A 16,634-nucleotide genomic window follows, 5' to 3' on the forward strand; every position below is an offset into this window, starting at 1 on the left:
GGCTATGCACCCAAACGTGGGCGAGCCGAGGAACTGCCTCGCCAGCACAGGGCTGGCGAGGCGCCAGGGCGACTCAGGACTTGGGTGTCAGGTCGACCTTGAACCACTTCTCGCTGAGCTTCTTCACCGTGCCGTCGGCCAGGGCGTCCTTGAGGGCTGCGTCGAACCGAGCCTTGAGGTCGGCGTCCTGCTTGCGAAAGCCCAGGGCTTCGCCGTCGCCGAAGATCGGCCCTTTGATTTCCGGACCGGTGTAGGCCAGGCCTTTGTTCTCGTCCTTGGCCATCAGCGAGTTGAGGAAGGTCACGTCGTCGAACACCACGTCGATACGACCGGCTTGCAAGTCGAGCACCGCTTCGGCGGACGAACCGTATTCGCGCACGGTGGCGATGTCCTTGAACTGCTCGTCGATAAACGGCGTGTAGACGGTGCCCGAAGCGATGCCGATGGTCTTGCCTTTGAGCGCTGCCTTGACGCTGGCCATCGCAGCGCTGGTCTTGGCACTGTCGGTACCCAGGGTCAGGGCGGCGGCCTCGCCCGGTGTGCCGGGGAGGGCCTTGGCATCGAGGGCAACGAAGCTGGCCGGGGTGCTGGCGTAGGGGATGGAGAAGTCCATCACCTGCTTGCGCTCGTCAGTGATGACAATGGCGTCCATCAGCACATCGAACTTGCCGGCGTTGAGGCTGGCGATCATGCCGTCCCAGTTCTGCACCGCGATGTTGCATTTGAGCTTCATGCGCTGGCAGAGAATATCCATCAATTCCGGCTCGAAGCCGCTGATCTTGCCACCGGGCAGGGTCAGGTTCCACGGCTCGTAGGAGCCTTCGGTGGCGATGTTGACGCTGGTCCAGTCCTTGGCCTGCGCCATCGGCAGGAACGCCATCAGCGCGGCGCCCAGGGTAGCTGCTGTAAACCAACCGGTTTTGCTGGAATGTGTCATGTGTCCCGCCCTGATTATTGGTCTGGTTGTAAGGGGATGACTGAGTCCCCTATGCTTGTACATACAAGTACTAGCAATTAAAAGGCCAGAATCGCCCGGGCGTTGGACAAACTCCTAACTCGTTGTTTCACATTGTTTTGCCGCGGTGCGATGCCTTGCCTGCGCAATGCTGAAGCTGCGCGCGTGTGCACTTTCGGAGCGGCTTTATGACCAAGTGTTACCTGCTGGTGCGCTAAGCCGGCGCTAAGCCGGTGCTAGGTCGGCGCTACTTCGACGCAGAGTTGCCGCCGAGTCGGCGCCCAATCCGCGTCGGTCCTCAAACCGGCCGGGCAGTCACCCCATGGTACTGGCGATCGAAATACACCAGTCCCGCAGCCGCGCCTTGGCGTTCCAGCGCCACCACCTCGCAGAACAGGATGTCGTGGGTGCCCACGCTTACCGTCTTGCTGACTCGGCAATCGAACGACGCTGCCGCACCCTCCAGCACTGGCGCCCCGGTTACCCAGGTGTGCCACTGCGCGGCGGCGAAACGCTCGGTCATGTCCGTCTTGCCGCCGAACAGATTGGACAGCTCGTGTTGACCGTGGGCCAAGGTATTCACACACAGCGTAGCATTGGCGCTGAACGCCGCATGCACCGAGGCCGAGCGGTTCAGACACACCAGCAAGGTGGGCGGATCGTCGGTGACGCTGCACACCGCCGTGGCGGTAAAGCCCGCGCGTCCGCCAGGGCCATCGCTGGTGATCACATTGACCGCTGCTGCCAGGCCGGCCATGGCGTGACGAAAATCGTCGCGGGTTACGACTTCCTGAATAAACGGCGTTGATTCTGACGCTTGCATGACAAGGCTCCCCTCACGCCTGACGCGTGAGATAGTCCAGTAGAACGCGATTGAAAGTGGCTGGATCGCTGACGCTGGAGGCATGGCCGCCGTATTCGAGCAGTGCCAGTTCACCGTTAGGCAATGCATCCGCCAGATGCTGGGAGCGCTGCCATGGCACGAGCATGTCGTCGCGGTTGGCGATCAGCAGGGTCGGGGTTTGAATGGCGCTCAAGTGCGCTTCGACATCGAAGCCCTGCAACGCGGCAATGCGCTTGAGCAAATTCTGTGGCTCGGGGAAGTGCGCCAGGGCATGGGCATCGTCCTCGGCCAATTGCGCGCTGTTGGCGGCGATCCAGTCGGCGGGATACAAAAACAGCGCCTGGGCCTGCACATAGGCCGCCGGGCCGCTGTCGCGCAGCAGGTTCTTGCGCACCGCAAAGCAGCGTGCACTGTGCGGATTGGGGCTGCTCCAGGCGTTGATCAGCACCTGGCTTTGCAGCAACTGCGGGCGCTGCAGGGCCAACTGCAGGCCGACCAGCCCACCCAGGGCGTGACCGATGAAATGGCAGCGCTGCACTTCGATGCCATCGAGCAGCGTCAGCAGTTCGCGGGCCATATCGGCGATCGAATAATCATCCGCCAATGTCGCCGGGCTGCGGCCGCTGCCGGCCTGATCGTAGACCACCACGCGATAGTGATCGGTCAGCACCGGCAATTGCGGGCCCCAGAAACGTGCCGAGCCACCCAGGCCCGAGCTGAGCACCAGGGTCGGCGCAGCGGCGTCTTGGCGACCGAGAATTTCGTGATACATGCAAGGCTCCAGTGCGGGCCCTCAGGGCCCGTCCAGGTGGAAGAGGGCGCTTTAGCCGATATGGGCGATGCTGGCGATTTCGATCAGCGCCTCGGGTTTGACCAGGCCGCATTGGATGCAGTAGCGCGCGGGCTTTTCGCCGGCGAAGTACTCGGCGTACACCGCGTTGATCTTCGGATAGTCGGCCCAGTCGCGGAGCATGATCATGTTGAAGGTGACGTCGTCCATCGTGCCGCCGGCGGTCTCGATTACCCCTTTGATGGTCTCCAGCACGTGGCGGGTCTGGCCGGTGGCATCGCCTACATGCACCACGTTGTTGTCCTTGTCGAAGGGCAGGGTGCCAGACACGTACAGAATGCCGTCGGCCATGGAACCCGGCACGAACGGGGCGATGGGCACGCCGGTGCCGGCAGGGATGATTGCTTTCTTGCTCATGGTCACACTCCTTGATGATCAGTCTTGAGGGGTAAAGGTGGCGCAGAAGTCATCGACGCTGGCGACCCAGCCGAAGAAGGTCTCGATGTTGAACAGCGCGGCCTGTTGAGCAAATGCCGGGCCAGCCTGATGGGTGGCATCGGCGAGCACCACGCCGAAGTACTCGAGGAAAAACCCATCGCGCAGGGTCGATTCCACGCACACGTTGGTGGCGATGCCGGTGAACACCAGATTGCGAATGCCGCGGCTGCGCATCAGGCTGTCGAAGTTGGTGTTGAAAAAGCCGCTGTAGCGGGTCTTGGGCACCACCATGTCGCCGGGCTGCGGCTTGAGCTCGTCCACCAACTCATAGTCCCAGCCGCCCTTGGCCAGTAACGTGCCGTGTAGCTCAGGGCGCGAGCGCATGGTTTTCAGCGCGTTGGACTTGTGCCAGTTGGGCGAGCCGGGGCCGCCGGCCTCGACGTATTCCGGGTCCCAGCCGTTCTGGAAGAACACCACCGGCATGCCGGCAGCGCGAGCGGTGGTCAGGGCTTTCTGGATATTGGCGATCACTGGGCCCGTGGTGCTGACGTCGAAGCCGGCCAGGTCCAGGTAGCCACCCAGGCTGGAATAGGCATTCTGCATGTCGACCACCACCAGCGCGGTTTCGCTGGCCTTCAGGCTCAGGGCCTCCGGGCGTGCGGGCAGGGTGCGGGTGGGCTGGCTGTCCTGGGGCAGGCTGTAACCGGAAACGGGGGCATTCATCATGCGGACTCCTGCAAGGTATTGATGTGTTGGCGCGAGTGCATCAGGGGCTGGATCTTGCTGCCGAAGTCCTCGACGCCCTTGATGAAGTCGTCGAACACCAGCATCACGCCCTGGGTGCCGGGCACGGTGGCGACCTCATCGAGCATGCGTGCCACCGAGGCCCACGAGCCCACCAGGGTGCCCATGTTGATATTCACCGCTGAGGTCGGGTCGGCCATCTGGCGCATGTTCGAGCCCGGGCTCTGATCGGCGGCGCCTTTTTCGCCGAGCCAGGCGATGGCTTCCTGATCGGCACCGGCCTTGATGAATTCCCAGCGCTCGCGGGCGGCGTCATCGGTGTCGTCGGCGATGATCATGAACAACGCGCAGGCGGTGACGTTGCGCCCGGTCCTGGCATTGGCTTCGACCAGCTTGGCAGCGGTCGGGGCGAAGGCGGTGGGGGTGTTGACGCCCTTGCCGAAGCAGAAGTTGTAGTCCGCGTACTGCGACGAGAAGGCCATGCCGGTTTCGCTCTGGCCAGCGCAGATGATCTTCATGTCGGCCTGGGGCTGCGGGCTGACGCGGCAGTCGTCCATGGTGAAGTACTTGCCCTTCAGGTTGCTGTGCCCGGTGGTCCACAGGTCGCGCAGCACCTGAGTGTATTCGGCGAGGTAGTCATAGCGCGTCGAGAAGAACTCGTCGCCGGGCCACAGGCCCATCTGCTCGTACTCGGGCTTTTGCCAGCCGGTCACCAGGTTGACGCCGAAGCGGCCGTTGGAGATGGAGTCGATGGTCGCCGCCATGCGCGCGACGATCGCCGGCGGCAGGGTCAGGGTGGCGGCGGTGGCGAACAGCTGAATGCGACTGGTGACCGCTGCCAGGCCGGCCATCAGGGTGAAGGATTCAAGGTTGTGCTCCCAGAACTCGGTCTTGCCCCCAAAGCCGCGCAACTTGATCATCGACAGGGCGAATTCAAAGCCGTAGTGCTCGGCCTTTTGCACGATCTGCTTGTTGAGTTCGAAACTGGGCATGTATTGCGGTGCGTTTTCCGAGATCAGCCAACCGTTGTTGCCGATCGGGATGAAAATGCCAATGTCCATGTGCGTGGCCTCTTTGATACGGTGCTTCGTTCGATTTAAGGCGCCTCTGGTGCAGCAGGCGATTGACGAGAGACACAAAGCATTAAGCAGGCCAGTTTTTTAAATCTGTTATTAAACAATGGCTTGTATAATTTTCAGGTTTGTTTCGGACCATTTGGTCTGAACTAGAGCACTTGGTTTGTGCGTGCTGCACAGCAATGGGGCAATTTGGGCGTGATGGGTATCAATACCAGCCCGAGGATGTCGCCGCCGCTGCGCTCGGGTTAGAGTGCGCGGGTATTCCAGCTGGAAATGGTCATCGACGTGAATAACGAAACCCCTGCCAAGGCATCGGATGCTGGCAAAGCCGGCACTCGCAAGATCAAGTCCGGCGTGGCTAAAAGCGCGCCTGCGCCCAAACCCCCTGCGCCCAAACCCAAGACGCCTGCCTCGCGCACTGCCAAGCCCGCCGCAAAAGCCAGGCCCGCCGCTTCAGCCAAGGTCGCAAAGACCCCGCGCGAACCCAGCGCCACCACGGTGAGCCGGCGCATGCGGCTAGTCGAGGGCAAGCGCACAGCCATTCTGGAGGCCGCGCTGGAGATCTTTTCCCGCTTCGGTCTGCACGGCACCAGCCTCGACCAGGTCGCCAGCATGGCCGACGTGTCGAAGACCAACCTGCTGTATTACTTCAGCAGCAAGGAAGAGCTCTACATCAGTGTGCTGCGCCAGTTGCTGGAAGTCTGGCTGCTGCCGTTGCGCGGCTTCAGCGTCGACCAGGATCCGGTCCAGGCGATCAGCGAGTACATCCGCGTCAAGCTGGAGTTGTCTCGCGATCATCCGGCCGAATCGCGGCTGTTCTGCCTGGAGATCATCCAGGGCGCGCCGTTATTGCTGACCGAGCTGGAGCAGCCGCTGCGCGATATCGTCGAAGCCAAAGTGGCGGTGATTCAGGCGTGGATAGATGCCGGCAAGCTGGCGCCGGTCGAGCCGCATCACTTGATATTTTCGCTCTGGGCGACGACCCAGCATTACGCTGACTTCCGCGCGCAGATCGACGCGGTGACGGGCAAGACGCTGGACGATCCGCTGTTCTTCAATGAGGTGCTGGAGAATCTGCAGGGTTTGATTCTGAACGGTATTCGGCCGCGCTGAATCAGGGGGATTGGCGGCGAAGGGGCCGGTGCGGGTAACCTCGATACAAACACCGCCCGCTTTTCGTGCTCCCATGCACGAACCAAGTGCTCTATTTCAGACCATTTGATCCGCCAAAATAACTAACCATCTGATACAGATCACTATTTAGAGAGTGGCACAGTTTCTGCTTTTCTCCGGACACCAACTCTGCCGGGTGTCCCGGTGCATCGTCCACGTTGCATCAAGAGAGAGGATTGTCGAATGACCCTGCAATACGTGCCCATCATCGATCTCGCTCCATACTTCTCCGGCCAGCCCGAGGGCAAGGCCGCCGTGGCACAGGCCGTGCGCCAGGCGTGCAAGGACATCGGTTTTCTGGTGATCACCGAGCACCAGATCCCGGCCGAGTTGATCCAGCGGGTGTCCGCGCAGACCCGCGCGTTCTTCGACATGCCCCTGGCTGAAAAGCGCAAGGTCGATCGCCCCAGCCCCGAGATGGTGCGCGGTTACAGTGCAGTCGCCGAGGAAAGTCTGTCGTATTCGCTGGAAGAAAGCGCGCCGGGCGACCTCAAGGAATCCTTCTCCATCGGCCCCAGCGACGTGCCCGCCGATGACTACTACCACAACGCCGTCGCCGGTCCGCATTTCGCCCCCAACGTGTGGCCGGCCGAGCATTTGCTGCCGGGTTTCCAGCGTGCCTATCGCGAATACTTCAGCGCCATGAGCGAACTGGCGCAGTCGCTCATGCGCCTGTTCGCCTTGGCGCTCGATCTCGACGAGCATTTTTTCGACGACAAGATCGACCGCCACATCAGCATGTTCCGCAGCCTCAGCTATCCGGACATCAAGACCGAGGTCGAGGCCGGGCAGATGCGCGCCAGTGCCCACACCGATTACGGCAGCCTGACCATCGTGCGCCCGGACAACGCCCTGGGTGGCCTGCAAGTGCGCAACCGCCAGGGCGAGTGGGTCGACGTGCCCTATGTGGCCGACGGCTTTGTGGTCAATATCGGCGACCTGATGATGCAGTGGACCAACGACGAGTGGATCTCCACGCTGCACCGCGTGGTCAATCCGCCGCTGGCCAGCGCCACCGACAACCGCCGCCAGTCGCTGGTGTTCTTTCACCAGCCCAACTACGACACCCTGATCGAATGCCTCCCCGGTTGCCTGCCCGCGGGTAGCGTGCCGCGTCATGCGGCGGTGACCTCGGGCGATCACTTGCTGGCGAAGTTCGTCAAGCAGACTACTTTCGGCGGCAGCAAGGTGGCGTGATGAATACCCTCTCGTACGTCAATGTTTTCGCCCAGGACATCGAAGCGCTGAGCGGTTTTTATGCGCAGCTGTTCGGCTTCGAGGAGATCCAGGCGATCCGTTCGCCGATCTTTCGCGGCCTCGACACGGGCAAGTCGTGTATCGGCTTCAATGCTCCCCAGGCTTATGCATTGTTGGGTCTGGAACAGTTCGCCGGCAGCACCGGCGCCAGGTTCCTGCTCAACATCGACGTCGCCAGCCAGGCCGAAGTGGATCGCCTGGTACCCCTGGCCGTGGCCAGTGGGGCGACGTTGGTCAAGGCGCCTTACCAGACTTACTACCACTGGTATCAGGCGGTGTTGCTCGATCCCGAACAAAACGTATTCCGCATCAACTTCATGGGTTGAATGCCGGTAATTGCCTTCGCTGTCCAACCATCAGGAAATAGACTCGATGCTTAACGGATTTCGTAAAAATGCTGTGGCGGTTGCAATCGGCCTTGGGGTGGCCAGTGGCGCGATGGCGGAAGGCCTGACCCTGGAAAAACCAGCGAAGATCGCCATGGTGTACATCAGCCCGCGCAACGACGGCGGGTGGACCCAGGCGTTCGACGAAGCTCGGGTCAAGCTGGAAAAAGACCTCGACACCAAGATCCAGTACGTCGAAAGCGTCCCGGAAAACGCCGCCGCCATCACCCCCGTGGTCGACCGCCTGATCGCCCGTGGCGCCAACGTCATCATCGGCACTGCGTTCGGCTACTCCGACACCTTTCTGGAACTGGCAAAAAAATACCCGAAAGTGGCCTTCCTCAACGGCTCGGGTACCACCAATGCGCCGAACCTCGAATCCTTCTACGGCCGCACCTACGAGAGCCAGTACCTGTGTGGCATGGCCGCCGGCGCCGCGTCGAAAACCGGCAAGCTGGGCTTCGTCGCCGCCAACCCCTTCGGCCAGGTCAACTGGACCGTCAACGCCTACGAACTGGGCGCCTTGCAGATCAACCCCAAGGCCACCGTCAACGTGATTTTCACGGGTGCCTGGAACGACCCGGTCAAGGAGCGCGCCGCGAGCATGGCGCTGATCGACAGCGGCGCCGATGTGATCGGCCAGCACGTCGACACCCCGACACCGCAGATCGTCGCTCAGGAACGCGGCGTGCTCGGCACCGGCCATCACCGCGACCTCAGCGAGTTCGCCCCCAAGGCCACGGTGTGCTCGTCGGTGTGGGTGTGGGATCGCTTCCTCGGCCCTGAATTGAAAAAAATCATCGCCGGCAACTGGGTGCCGCCAGCCAATGGCGCGCTGCTGTCGATGCAGCAGGGCGGTACCGACATCGCGCTCAAACCCGGCGACAAGATCTCCGCCGCCGATCAGGCGAAAATCATGGCTGCGCGCGACAAGCTGCTCAAGGGCGAACTGCTGATCTACAGCGGGCCGATGAGCGACCGTGATGGCAAGGAACGCATCGCCGCCGGTCAGCACCTGGCCGATCCGGACTTGTGGAAGATGGACTGGTTCGTCAAGGGAGTGATCTCCCAGCAATGAGCCAGATCAACGCGATTCAGCTGACCGGCATCAACAAGTCGTTCGATGGCTTCCAGGCGCTGAGCGATGCCAGTTTTACCGCCTGCTGGGGCGAGGTGCATGCGTTGCTCGGCGAGAACGGCGCGGGCAAGTCCTCGCTGATGAACATCGCTGCCGGTCTGTATGCGCCGGAAAGCGGATCGCTGTTGATCAACGACAACCCGGTGCGGCTCAAGGGCCCGAGCGATGCCAGTGGGCATCGGATCGGCATGGTGCACCAGCATTTCAAGCTGGTGCGGCCCTTTACCGTGGCCCAGAACATCATCCTCGGCTTGCCGGCCGAGCCCGGCGCTGGCAGCTACAGCAAGCGCCTCAAACACCTCGAAGCGCAGATCACCGCCAAGGCGGCGGAGTTGGGCTTCGCCATCGACCCGCGGCAGATCGTCGAGACCTTGTCGGTCGCCGAGCAGCAGCGTGTGGAAATCCTCAAGGTGTTGATGGCCGGGGCGCGCATTCTGATTCTCGACGAGCCCACCGCCGTGCTCACCGATCAGGAGGCCGAACGCCTGCTGGCGACCGTGCAGTCGTTCGCTCGCCAAGGCGCGGCAGTGGTGTTGGTGACGCACAAGATGGCCGACGTCAAACGTTATGCCGACCGCGTTACGGTGATGCGCGGCGGTCGGACGGTGCAGACGCTCGCCCCGCAAGGTGTTTCGATCGAGCAACTGGTGCGCCTGACCGTCGGTGAGTCCGCGCCTACCGCCGAATATCAGGCCGCCAGCCCCGGCGAAGCGCGCCTGGTGGTGCGTGATCTGCGCTCCCCGGCCGGGCAGGGGCCCTTGCGCGGTATCGACATGACCCTGCACGCCGGGCAGATCTACGGCATCGCCGGGGTCGGCGGCAACGGCCAGAGCGAATTGGCCAATGCGTTGATGGGCCTGGCGCAGGCGACCGAGGGCGAAATCCTTTTGCAGGGCTTTGGTGACCTGCGCACCGCCAGCAGCGAGTCGCGCCGGGCTTTGGGCATCGCCTCGATTCCCGCCGACCGCTACGGTGCGGCACTGGCCGGCAGCCTGTCGGTGGCGGAAAACTTCGGCATCGGCCAGATCCACAGCGGGCGCTATGGGCCCTTTGCCTTTCTGCGCGGTAAACGGTTGCAGGAGGACGCTGCGGCCGCGATCGAAGCTTTCGACGTGCAGGGCGTACGCTCGCTCAAGCAAAAGGCCGCGCTGTTGTCGGGCGGCAATGCGCAAAAACTGGTGATCGCCCGCGAGTTCAGCCGCGAGCCGCAGTTGGTGCTGGTGCACAGCCCCAGCCGTGGCCTGGATGTGCGCGCCACGCAAGCGGTGCACGGGCGTTTGCGCGCCGCCCGCGATGCTGGCGCGGCGGTGTTGGTGATCAGCGAAGACCTCGATGAAGTGCTGGCCCTGGCCGACCGCATCGGGGTCATGAACGGCGGCCGTATCGTCGCGCAATTCGAACGCCCTGCCGATCGCCAGGCGATTGGTCGGGCCATGGTGAGTCATGACTGAGACAACGATGGCTGCTTCTCCCGATACGGGCGCCCCGGCCGCTGCAGGTGCGCGTCAGCCCTGGCTGGCGCGGCGCTACACCCTGGAAATTCGCCAGCAACTGGGCTGGGGCTGGCAGGCGCTGATCATCGCCCTGGCGCTGGTGGTCGGCCTGGCGATCTGTGCGGCGATCCTGATCGGCGCTGGCGTGCCGGCCGCGCAGTTGCTCGACGAGTTCGTGGTGCTCACGGTGCTCGATCCGCAGAACTTCAAGGCGGTGCTGTTTCAGGCGGCACCGATGATCATGGTCGGCCTCGCCGGCTGCATGGCGTTTCGCGCGCGCTTCTGGAACCTGGGCCTTGAAGGGCAGATGATCTGGGGCGGGATTGGCGCCACGGCGGTGTCGCTGTTCGACATCGGCCCGGACAGCCTGCGCCTGCCGCTGATGCTGGTGGTGGCGATGCTTTGCGGCATGCTCTGGACGCTAGCGCCGGTGCTGCTGAAGTTGCGCCTGAAGGTCAACGAGATCATCTCGACGCTGATGCTCAACTACATCGCCGCCAACTTCCTCCTGCACCTGCTGTACGGCAGCTGGAAGGACCCGCGCGACAACTTTCCGTATTCGCCGCCCTACCGGGCTTTCGAGCGCCTGCCGGATCTGTTCGATGGCTTCAATGCCGCCATCGTGCTGGCCTTGGTAGTCACGCTGCTGGCGCTTTGGTTCATCGGGATCTCGCGGGCCGGGCTGTACCTGCGCTTCGTCGACGCCAACCCGCGGGTGGCCGGCGCGGTCGGCGTGCCGGTGCGCAAGATGATCGTTGGCACGGTGTTGTTGTCCGGGGCGCTGGCGGGCATCGCCGGGTTCATGGTCACGGCCGGGCAGGAAGGGCGTCTGACTCAGGCGTTCTATCAGGGCTACGGTTTCTCCGGGATTTTGATTGCTTTTCTGGCGCGCAACAACCCGCTGGCGGCGACCCTCGTTGCACTGCTGGTGGCCATGCTGTTCGTCACCGGGCGCAGCCTGCAGGTGTTCTATCAGATTCCGTTTTCGATGGTGCAACTGATCCAGGCGATCCTGGTGATCTGCGTGGCCTCGTCGGACTTTTTCATTCGCCACCGCATGCGGCGTATCCAGGGCAGTGACGCCCCAAGCGGAGAACTGTGATGGACCTGATCGCCAACTGGCTGGGCAACTCGCCGGACTTCGCCGTGCCGTTCGCTTTGGCTGCGCTGGGTTTGATCATCACCGAGCGGGCCGGGGTGCTGGCGTTGGGTGCTGAAGGGCTGATGCTGGTCGGCGCGCTGGCCGGGATCGGTGCGCAGATGAAATTCGGCACGCCGATGATTTCGCTGCTGATGGCCATGCTCGCGGCCAGCGTGGTATCGCTGCTGTTCGCGTTGATGGTGATCGTGTTGCGCATCAACCAGGTGATCGCGGGGCTGGCGCTGGTGTTTTTCTGTCAGGGCCTGACCGGCTTGCTCGGCACCTTGCTGGAGTGGACCAACCACCCGGTCAGTGGCCTGGCGGCGGTGCATCTCTGGCCACTGTCGGAGCTGCCGCTGGTGGGCAAGTTGTTCGTGCAGAACCCGGTGGTGTACCTCACGGGGCTGATCTTTTTGGCAGTGGTGGCGTTTCTGGAGCGCACTCAGGGCGGGCTGCGCTTGCGGGCCGTGGGCGAGAATCCCCAGGCGGCCGACGCGGCGGGGATTTCGGTGTTCAATTACCGGTTGGCGGCGATTCTGGCGGGCGGCGCGCTGATCGGTTTGGCGGGGGGCTATATTTCGGTGCTGAGCACCAAGATGTGGATCGCCGACATGACCGGCGGCCGGGGCTGGATCGCGGTATCGCTGGTGATTTTCGCGCGCTGGTCGCCATGGCGGGCGCTGGCGGGCGCGATTCTGTTCGGCTGCATCGAGGCGTTGATTCCGCAGCTGGCCGCCACTGGCGTGCGCTTGCCGCAGTATTTCGTGCAGATGACGCCCTATGCGGTGACCTTGCTGGTGATGATCTGGGTGGCCATGGGCAAGCGCCAGTCGGGCAGTCAGCCAGGGGCGCTGGGCGAGCCGTTCATTCGCGAAGAACGGCGATGAAGCCGCGGGCCCTTTCGCGGTAAGCCCTGTTCCCACACGTGTACGGCCCTGGAGCTGTTTGCATTGTGGGAGCAAGGCTTGCCCGCGAAGAGGCCGGTAAATCCAACACACATCCGCCGCTAGAGGTTCTTCGCCGCCCCACGAGTACCTGGATTCTCCAGTCGCTGAACGATCCTGTCCTTGATCAGCAAGCGTTTTTCCTTGAGCTTCCTGACCGTGTCGTCCGCTGCAGCGTTGGCCTCGGCCTGCACCACCTCGGCATCGATGCTTTCGTATTCGTCGAGCAGACTATTGAGCAGGGCATCGGTCTGCCTGTGCTTGGCGACCTCTTCCTTGCTGAGTTTCAGGTCTTCGAACAGATTGTGCTTCACTGGCATCTCGTTTACCTCCACGGGATGGTTGAGGGGGATATCGCCACCTGAGAATAGTCACGATTGAGCGTTGGACCCCGTATTTCACTCGGATCGTTCCCTTGGGGTTGTGTATGCTGTGACCAACGTCACCCCAACCATCTCTCACCTTCGAATGCAGGGACCGCCATGCCGCATCTTCACCTCGAATACACCCGCAACCTGCCGCTGCCCGATGTCGACGCCTTGTTGCTGCGCCTCAATCACGCATTGATGGCCACCGGGCAGATCGCCAACGAAGCCGATATCAAGAGCCGCGCCCTGGAACTGCAGACTTTCAGAGTAGGGACTGCGCCGGGCGAGCGCGGCTTTTTGTACGCCAAGCTGGCGTTGCTGGCCGGGCGCTCGCCAGAGACCAAGAAGCACCTGTCCGATGCCCTGATCGCGGTGCTGAAAGAGGCGGCGGTTTGGCCCAAGGGGGTCGACATTCAGTTCGGGGTGGAGATCGTCGATATGCAGCGCGAGAGTTATGGCAAGGAGCGGCTGCAGTCCTGAAGGTGATGTGCACGTTTCAAGGGCGTCTTCGCGAGCAAGCGTCGCTCCCACAGTGCACGGTGCCTGCGCCGTACATTTGTGGGAGCTCGGCTTGCCCGCGAAGAGGCCAGTGGCATCGACAACCTATGCAAGAGGAATAGTCAGTGGATTTCGGCTGGCAGATTGGTCAATACGGTGGCATTACCGTGATGTTTCCCGCAGCCATCGTCGTGGCAGTATGGTTGTGGGTGGCCAGTTGCCGGCGCGTCGGCCTGGAATGGCTGCTGACCCTGGCCATCGCCTATACCTTGGTGGGCGTCAGCAAGATTGCCTTCAAGGGCTGGGGCATCGGTTTCGAGACCCTGGATATCGCTGTGCTCAGCGGCCACGCGATGAACACCTCGCTGGTGGTCATCGTCTCCCTCAGCCTGCTGGCGCGGCAGATCGATCCACGCTGGCGGTGGCCGGTCGCTGTTGGCGCTACGCTGTGGACCTGGTGGTTCGCGGTCAAATGCGTGGCACCGGTCATTCATCCGTTGTCTGAAGCGGTGGCCGGTGCGCTGGTCGGCTCGGTGGGGGCCTGGTTGTTCCTGCGCCGCCTCGAACAGTTCGAGGTGCGCCGACTGGCGACGCCGGCCCTGGCGGCCGGCTTGATGCTGATGATGATCGCCGCGTCGTTGCCCAAGTACACCGCCGAACACCTGCTCAACCACTTCGCCATTTCGCTGTCCGGCGCCGAGCGTCCGCACCTGACGCCGCCCTGGCGTGAACCGCCGGAGTCCTGATTGCCGAGTTAATGCCCCAGCAGGCTCTCGCATCGATATATACTGCGCGCCATTATTCAAGGGAGAGCCTTGTGTCTATCGACATTCACTGGATCCGCGACAACGACAGCCTCGCCCGGCATTGCGCCCTGTGGCAGAGCCTGCCATTCGTAGCCGTCGACACCGAATTCATGCGGGTCGACACGTTTTACCCGATCGCCGGTTTGATCCAGGTCGGCGACGGCCAGAGTGCTTATCTCATCGACCCGTTGACTGTCAGCCAGTGGCAGCCCCTGGCGCAACTGCTGGAAAACCCCGCGGTGATCAAGGTCCTGCACGCGTGCAGCGAAGACCTCGAAGTCCTGCTGCGCCTGACCGGCAGCCTGCCCGCACCCCTGTTCGATACCCAACTGGCCGCCGGCTACCTCAACCTGGGTTTTTCGATGGGCTATTCGCGCTTGGTGCAGGCGGTGCTCGACATCGAACTGCCCAAGGGCGAGACCCGCTCCGACTGGCTGCAGCGCCCGCTGTCCGACACCCAGGTCAGTTACGCCGCCGAAGACGCGGTGCACCTGGCCGAAGTCTTCCGCAGCCTGCGACCGCAACTGTCTGACGAAAAATACGCCTGGGTGCTGGAAGACGGAGCCGAACTGGTTGCGCAATTGCGCCGCGAAATCGACCCGCGCGAGGTGTACCGCGAGGGCAAGCTGGCCTGGAAACTGGCCCCGCAGCAACTGGCGGTCCTGCGCGAACTCTACACCTGGCGCGAGCGCGAGGCCCGTGCCCGCGACGTGCCGCGCAACCGTATTCTGCGTGAAAACTCCTTGTGGCCGCTGGCCAAGACCCAGCCCGACAACCTGTCGGCGCTGGGCAAGATCGAAGACATGCACCCGCGCAGCGTGCGTCATGACGGCGAGTTCATCCTGCGCCTGATCAAGGACGCCGCGCAGCTACCTCCCGAGCAATGGCCTGAACCCTTGCCCGAGCCGCTGCCCATCGAGGCCTCGGCCATCCTCAAGCGACTGCGTGCCATCGGCCAGGCAGAAGGCGAGCGCTTGAACATCGCCCCTGAACTGATGCTGCGCAAGAAAACCCTCGAAGCCCTGCTCAAGAGCGGCTACCCCGCGGGACCTTACCAACTGCCCGATTCGCTGCGCGGCTGGCGCCGTGAACGTATGGGCCAGGCGCTGCTCGACAGCCTGGCCAACGCTGGAGATCAGCCTTGAAACGCATCTGTTCCATCTATAAAAGCCCGCGCAAGAACGAAATGTACCTCTATGTCCTCAAGAGCGACGCTCTGGAGCGCATTCCCGAAGGGCTGCTGACGGTATTCGGCAAACCGGTGCACGCGTTCGACCTGGTGTTGAGCCCCGAGCGCGCTCTGGCCCGCGAGGACATCAACCTGGTGCTCGAACACCTCGACACCCAGGGCTATCACCTGCAGATGCCGCCGGCCGAAGACGAGTACATCGAGCACCTGCCCGAAGAGCTGCTACGCCGCAACGACCCGATGTGAGATCGGCGTTGTTCCCACCTCGTCGGGATGATGCGAATGGCCCCTTCGCGAGCGAGCTCTGCTCCCACAGGGTGGGAGCCGGGCTTGCCCGCGAAGGGGCCTGCATGGCTGGCAAGTTCTCAACAATTTCACTGTAAGCGGCATTGCGCGCGTGTATCCTGCGCGCGCTACCGTTCTGATTCTTCAAGGTTTTAAACATCATGCGCGTTCTGATCGCAGAACAGGAACATGCCCTCTACGCACGGCTGTTGCAAGAGGCTGCCCCGGACCTCGACGTCCTCACCAGCGGTGACTCTGCCGCGCTCTCGCGTCTCGCCAGTGATTGCCCGGTATGGCTGGGGCAACCCGACCTCATGGCTTCGCTGCTGCGTCAGGGCCATAAACCCGCCTGGCTGCAGAGCACCTGGGCGGGGATCACGCCGCTGCTGGCCCATGGCTTGCCGCGACAGTATCGTCTGACGCGCGCGGTCGGTATTTTCGGCCAGGTCATGGCTGAATATGTCCTCACCTATCTGCTGGGCCATGAGCGTGAAGTGCTGGCCCGCTTGGTCAGCCAGGTCGAGCGCAAGTGGGACGGGCGCCTCAATGCCAGCATCCAGGGCCGCAAGGTGCTGATCGTCGGAGTGGGCGACATCGGCGCCAGCGTTGCGCGGTTTTTGCAGCCGTTCGGCGTCGAGCTGTACGGCATCGCCAGTGGTGCCCGGGAGCAGGCGCCGTTCGTCGAGATCGCGCCATTGGCCGAGCTTCCGCGGATGGTGGCTCAGGCCGACTATGTGATCAATCTGCTGCCCAACACCGAGCAGACTCACGACCTGTACAACGCGGCGCTGTTCGCCCAGTTCAATCCGCAGGCGTTGTTCATCAATGTGGGTCGTGGCGTGTCCGTGGTTGATGCGGATCTGGTCGAAGCATTGAAGGTCGGCCATCTGGCCGGCGCGGTGATCGATGTCTGCCGCCAGGAGCCACTGCCGCAACAGCACCCGTTCTGGACTGCGTGGGGGTTGCTGCTGACCGGCCACAGCGCCGCCCCGACCTCGCCACGCGCGATGGTAGGGTTGTTCGTGGAGAATCTGCGCGCGTACCAGGCTGAGCAGCCGTTACGCGGGGAAGTGGACTTCGATCGCGGGTATTGAACCCGCGTGCTG

The 16,634-nt window shown here is 62.9% G+C and carries 19 protein-coding genes; 12 read left to right on the forward strand and 7 right to left on the reverse strand.

Annotated features, from left to right (window positions below):
* Positions 1-73 precede the first annotated feature (73 nt).
* From LIX93_RS07025 to rutA, 6 genes are all read right to left on the reverse strand, one after another.
* Positions 74-937: a transporter substrate-binding domain-containing protein gene (locus tag LIX93_RS07025; protein ID WP_226503290.1), complete on the reverse strand. Its 864-nt coding sequence runs from the start codon at positions 935-937 to the stop codon at positions 74-76.
* Positions 938-1,253: 316 nt separating this feature from the next.
* Positions 1,254-1,778, reverse strand: coding sequence for an NADH-dependent FMN reductase RutF (rutF, locus tag LIX93_RS07030; RefSeq protein WP_226503291.1), 525 nt, complete (start codon positions 1,776-1,778; stop codon positions 1,254-1,256).
* 13 nt (positions 1,779-1,791) lie between these two features.
* Positions 1,792-2,571 (reverse strand): pyrimidine utilization protein D, encoded by a 780-nt coding sequence (rutD, locus tag LIX93_RS07035; protein ID WP_226503292.1) that lies wholly within the window; start codon positions 2,569-2,571, stop codon positions 1,792-1,794.
* Positions 2,572-2,622: 51 nt separating this feature from the next.
* Complete coding sequence (rutC, locus tag LIX93_RS07040) at positions 2,623-3,006, reverse strand: pyrimidine utilization protein C (protein WP_226503293.1); 384 nt, start codon at positions 3,004-3,006, stop codon at positions 2,623-2,625.
* A gap of 18 nt (positions 3,007-3,024) precedes the next feature.
* A complete protein-coding gene (rutB, locus tag LIX93_RS07045; protein ID WP_226503687.1) occupies positions 3,025-3,750 on the reverse strand; it encodes a pyrimidine utilization protein B in 726 nt (241 codons plus the stop codon).
* The gene (rutA, locus tag LIX93_RS07050; protein WP_226503294.1) at positions 3,750-4,832 is read right to left on the reverse strand and encodes a pyrimidine utilization protein A; all 1,083 of its coding nucleotides are present in this window, start codon (positions 4,830-4,832) and stop codon (positions 3,750-3,752) included. The genes rutB and rutA overlap by 1 nt, the downstream gene beginning before the upstream one ends.
* A gap of 516 nt (positions 4,833-5,348) precedes the next feature.
* On the opposite strand from rutA, the gene rutR reads away from it, so the two are divergent.
* The 7 genes from rutR to LIX93_RS07085 all read left to right on the forward strand — a co-directional run bounded on the left by rutR (position 5,349) and on the right by LIX93_RS07085 (position 12,325).
* Positions 5,349-5,963, forward strand: a complete 615-nt coding sequence (gene rutR, locus LIX93_RS07055) for an HTH-type transcriptional regulator RutR (protein ID WP_226503688.1) — start codon at positions 5,349-5,351, stop codon at positions 5,961-5,963.
* 243 nt (positions 5,964-6,206) lie between these two features.
* Positions 6,207-7,220 (forward strand): 2-oxoglutarate and iron-dependent oxygenase domain-containing protein, encoded by a 1,014-nt coding sequence (locus LIX93_RS07060; protein ID WP_226503295.1) that lies wholly within the window; start codon positions 6,207-6,209, stop codon positions 7,218-7,220.
* A complete protein-coding gene (locus LIX93_RS07065; RefSeq protein WP_226503296.1) occupies positions 7,220-7,606 on the forward strand; it encodes a VOC family protein in 387 nt (128 codons plus the stop codon). Before LIX93_RS07060 ends, LIX93_RS07065 begins: the two co-directional genes overlap by 1 nt.
* Before the next feature lie 112 nt (positions 7,607-7,718).
* The gene (locus LIX93_RS07070; protein WP_226503689.1) at positions 7,719-8,744 is read left to right on the forward strand and encodes a BMP family ABC transporter substrate-binding protein; all 1,026 of its coding nucleotides are present in this window, start codon (positions 7,719-7,721) and stop codon (positions 8,742-8,744) included.
* Complete coding sequence (locus tag LIX93_RS07075; RefSeq protein WP_226503297.1) at positions 8,741-10,255, forward strand: ABC transporter ATP-binding protein; 1,515 nt, start codon at positions 8,741-8,743, stop codon at positions 10,253-10,255. The genes LIX93_RS07070 and LIX93_RS07075 overlap by 4 nt, the downstream gene beginning before the upstream one ends.
* A complete protein-coding gene (locus LIX93_RS07080) occupies positions 10,248-11,399 on the forward strand; it encodes an ABC transporter permease (RefSeq protein WP_226503298.1) in 1,152 nt (383 codons plus the stop codon). The genes LIX93_RS07075 and LIX93_RS07080 overlap by 8 nt, the downstream gene beginning before the upstream one ends.
* Positions 11,399-12,325, forward strand: coding sequence for an ABC transporter permease (locus tag LIX93_RS07085; protein ID WP_226503299.1), 927 nt, complete (start codon positions 11,399-11,401; stop codon positions 12,323-12,325). Before LIX93_RS07080 ends, LIX93_RS07085 begins: the two co-directional genes overlap by 1 nt.
* A gap of 119 nt (positions 12,326-12,444) precedes the next feature.
* On the opposite strand, the gene LIX93_RS07090 is transcribed toward LIX93_RS07085, so the two are convergent.
* The gene (locus tag LIX93_RS07090) at positions 12,445-12,702 is read right to left on the reverse strand and encodes a DUF465 domain-containing protein (RefSeq protein WP_226503300.1); all 258 of its coding nucleotides are present in this window, start codon (positions 12,700-12,702) and stop codon (positions 12,445-12,447) included.
* A 162-nt stretch (positions 12,703-12,864) separates the two neighbouring features.
* On the opposite strand from LIX93_RS07090, the gene LIX93_RS07095 reads away from it, so the two are divergent.
* The 5 genes from LIX93_RS07095 (at position 12,865) to LIX93_RS07115 (ending at position 16,622) form a co-directional block, all read left to right on the forward strand.
* Positions 12,865-13,230 carry a 5-carboxymethyl-2-hydroxymuconate Delta-isomerase gene (locus LIX93_RS07095; RefSeq protein ID WP_226503301.1) on the forward strand — a complete coding sequence of 122 codons (366 nt, stop codon included), beginning with the start codon at positions 12,865-12,867 and terminating at the stop codon, positions 13,228-13,230.
* 143 nt (positions 13,231-13,373) lie between these two features.
* Positions 13,374-13,994: a hypothetical protein gene (locus tag LIX93_RS07100; protein WP_226503302.1), complete on the forward strand. Its 621-nt coding sequence runs from the start codon at positions 13,374-13,376 to the stop codon at positions 13,992-13,994.
* Positions 13,995-14,065: 71 nt separating this feature from the next.
* A complete protein-coding gene (rnd, locus tag LIX93_RS07105) occupies positions 14,066-15,199 on the forward strand; it encodes a ribonuclease D (RefSeq protein WP_226503303.1) in 1,134 nt (377 codons plus the stop codon).
* A complete protein-coding gene (locus tag LIX93_RS07110) occupies positions 15,196-15,489 on the forward strand; it encodes a YcgL domain-containing protein (protein WP_226503304.1) in 294 nt (97 codons plus the stop codon). The genes rnd and LIX93_RS07110 overlap by 4 nt, the downstream gene beginning before the upstream one ends.
* Positions 15,490-15,689: 200 nt before the next feature.
* Positions 15,690-16,622 (forward strand): D-2-hydroxyacid dehydrogenase, encoded by a 933-nt coding sequence (locus LIX93_RS07115; protein ID WP_226503305.1) that lies wholly within the window; start codon positions 15,690-15,692, stop codon positions 16,620-16,622.
* Positions 16,623-16,634: the final 12 nt, after the last annotated feature.

Source organism: Pseudomonas sp. MWU16-30317 (assembly GCF_020515695.1).
GTDB lineage: Bacteria > Pseudomonadota > Gammaproteobacteria > Pseudomonadales > Pseudomonadaceae > Aquipseudomonas.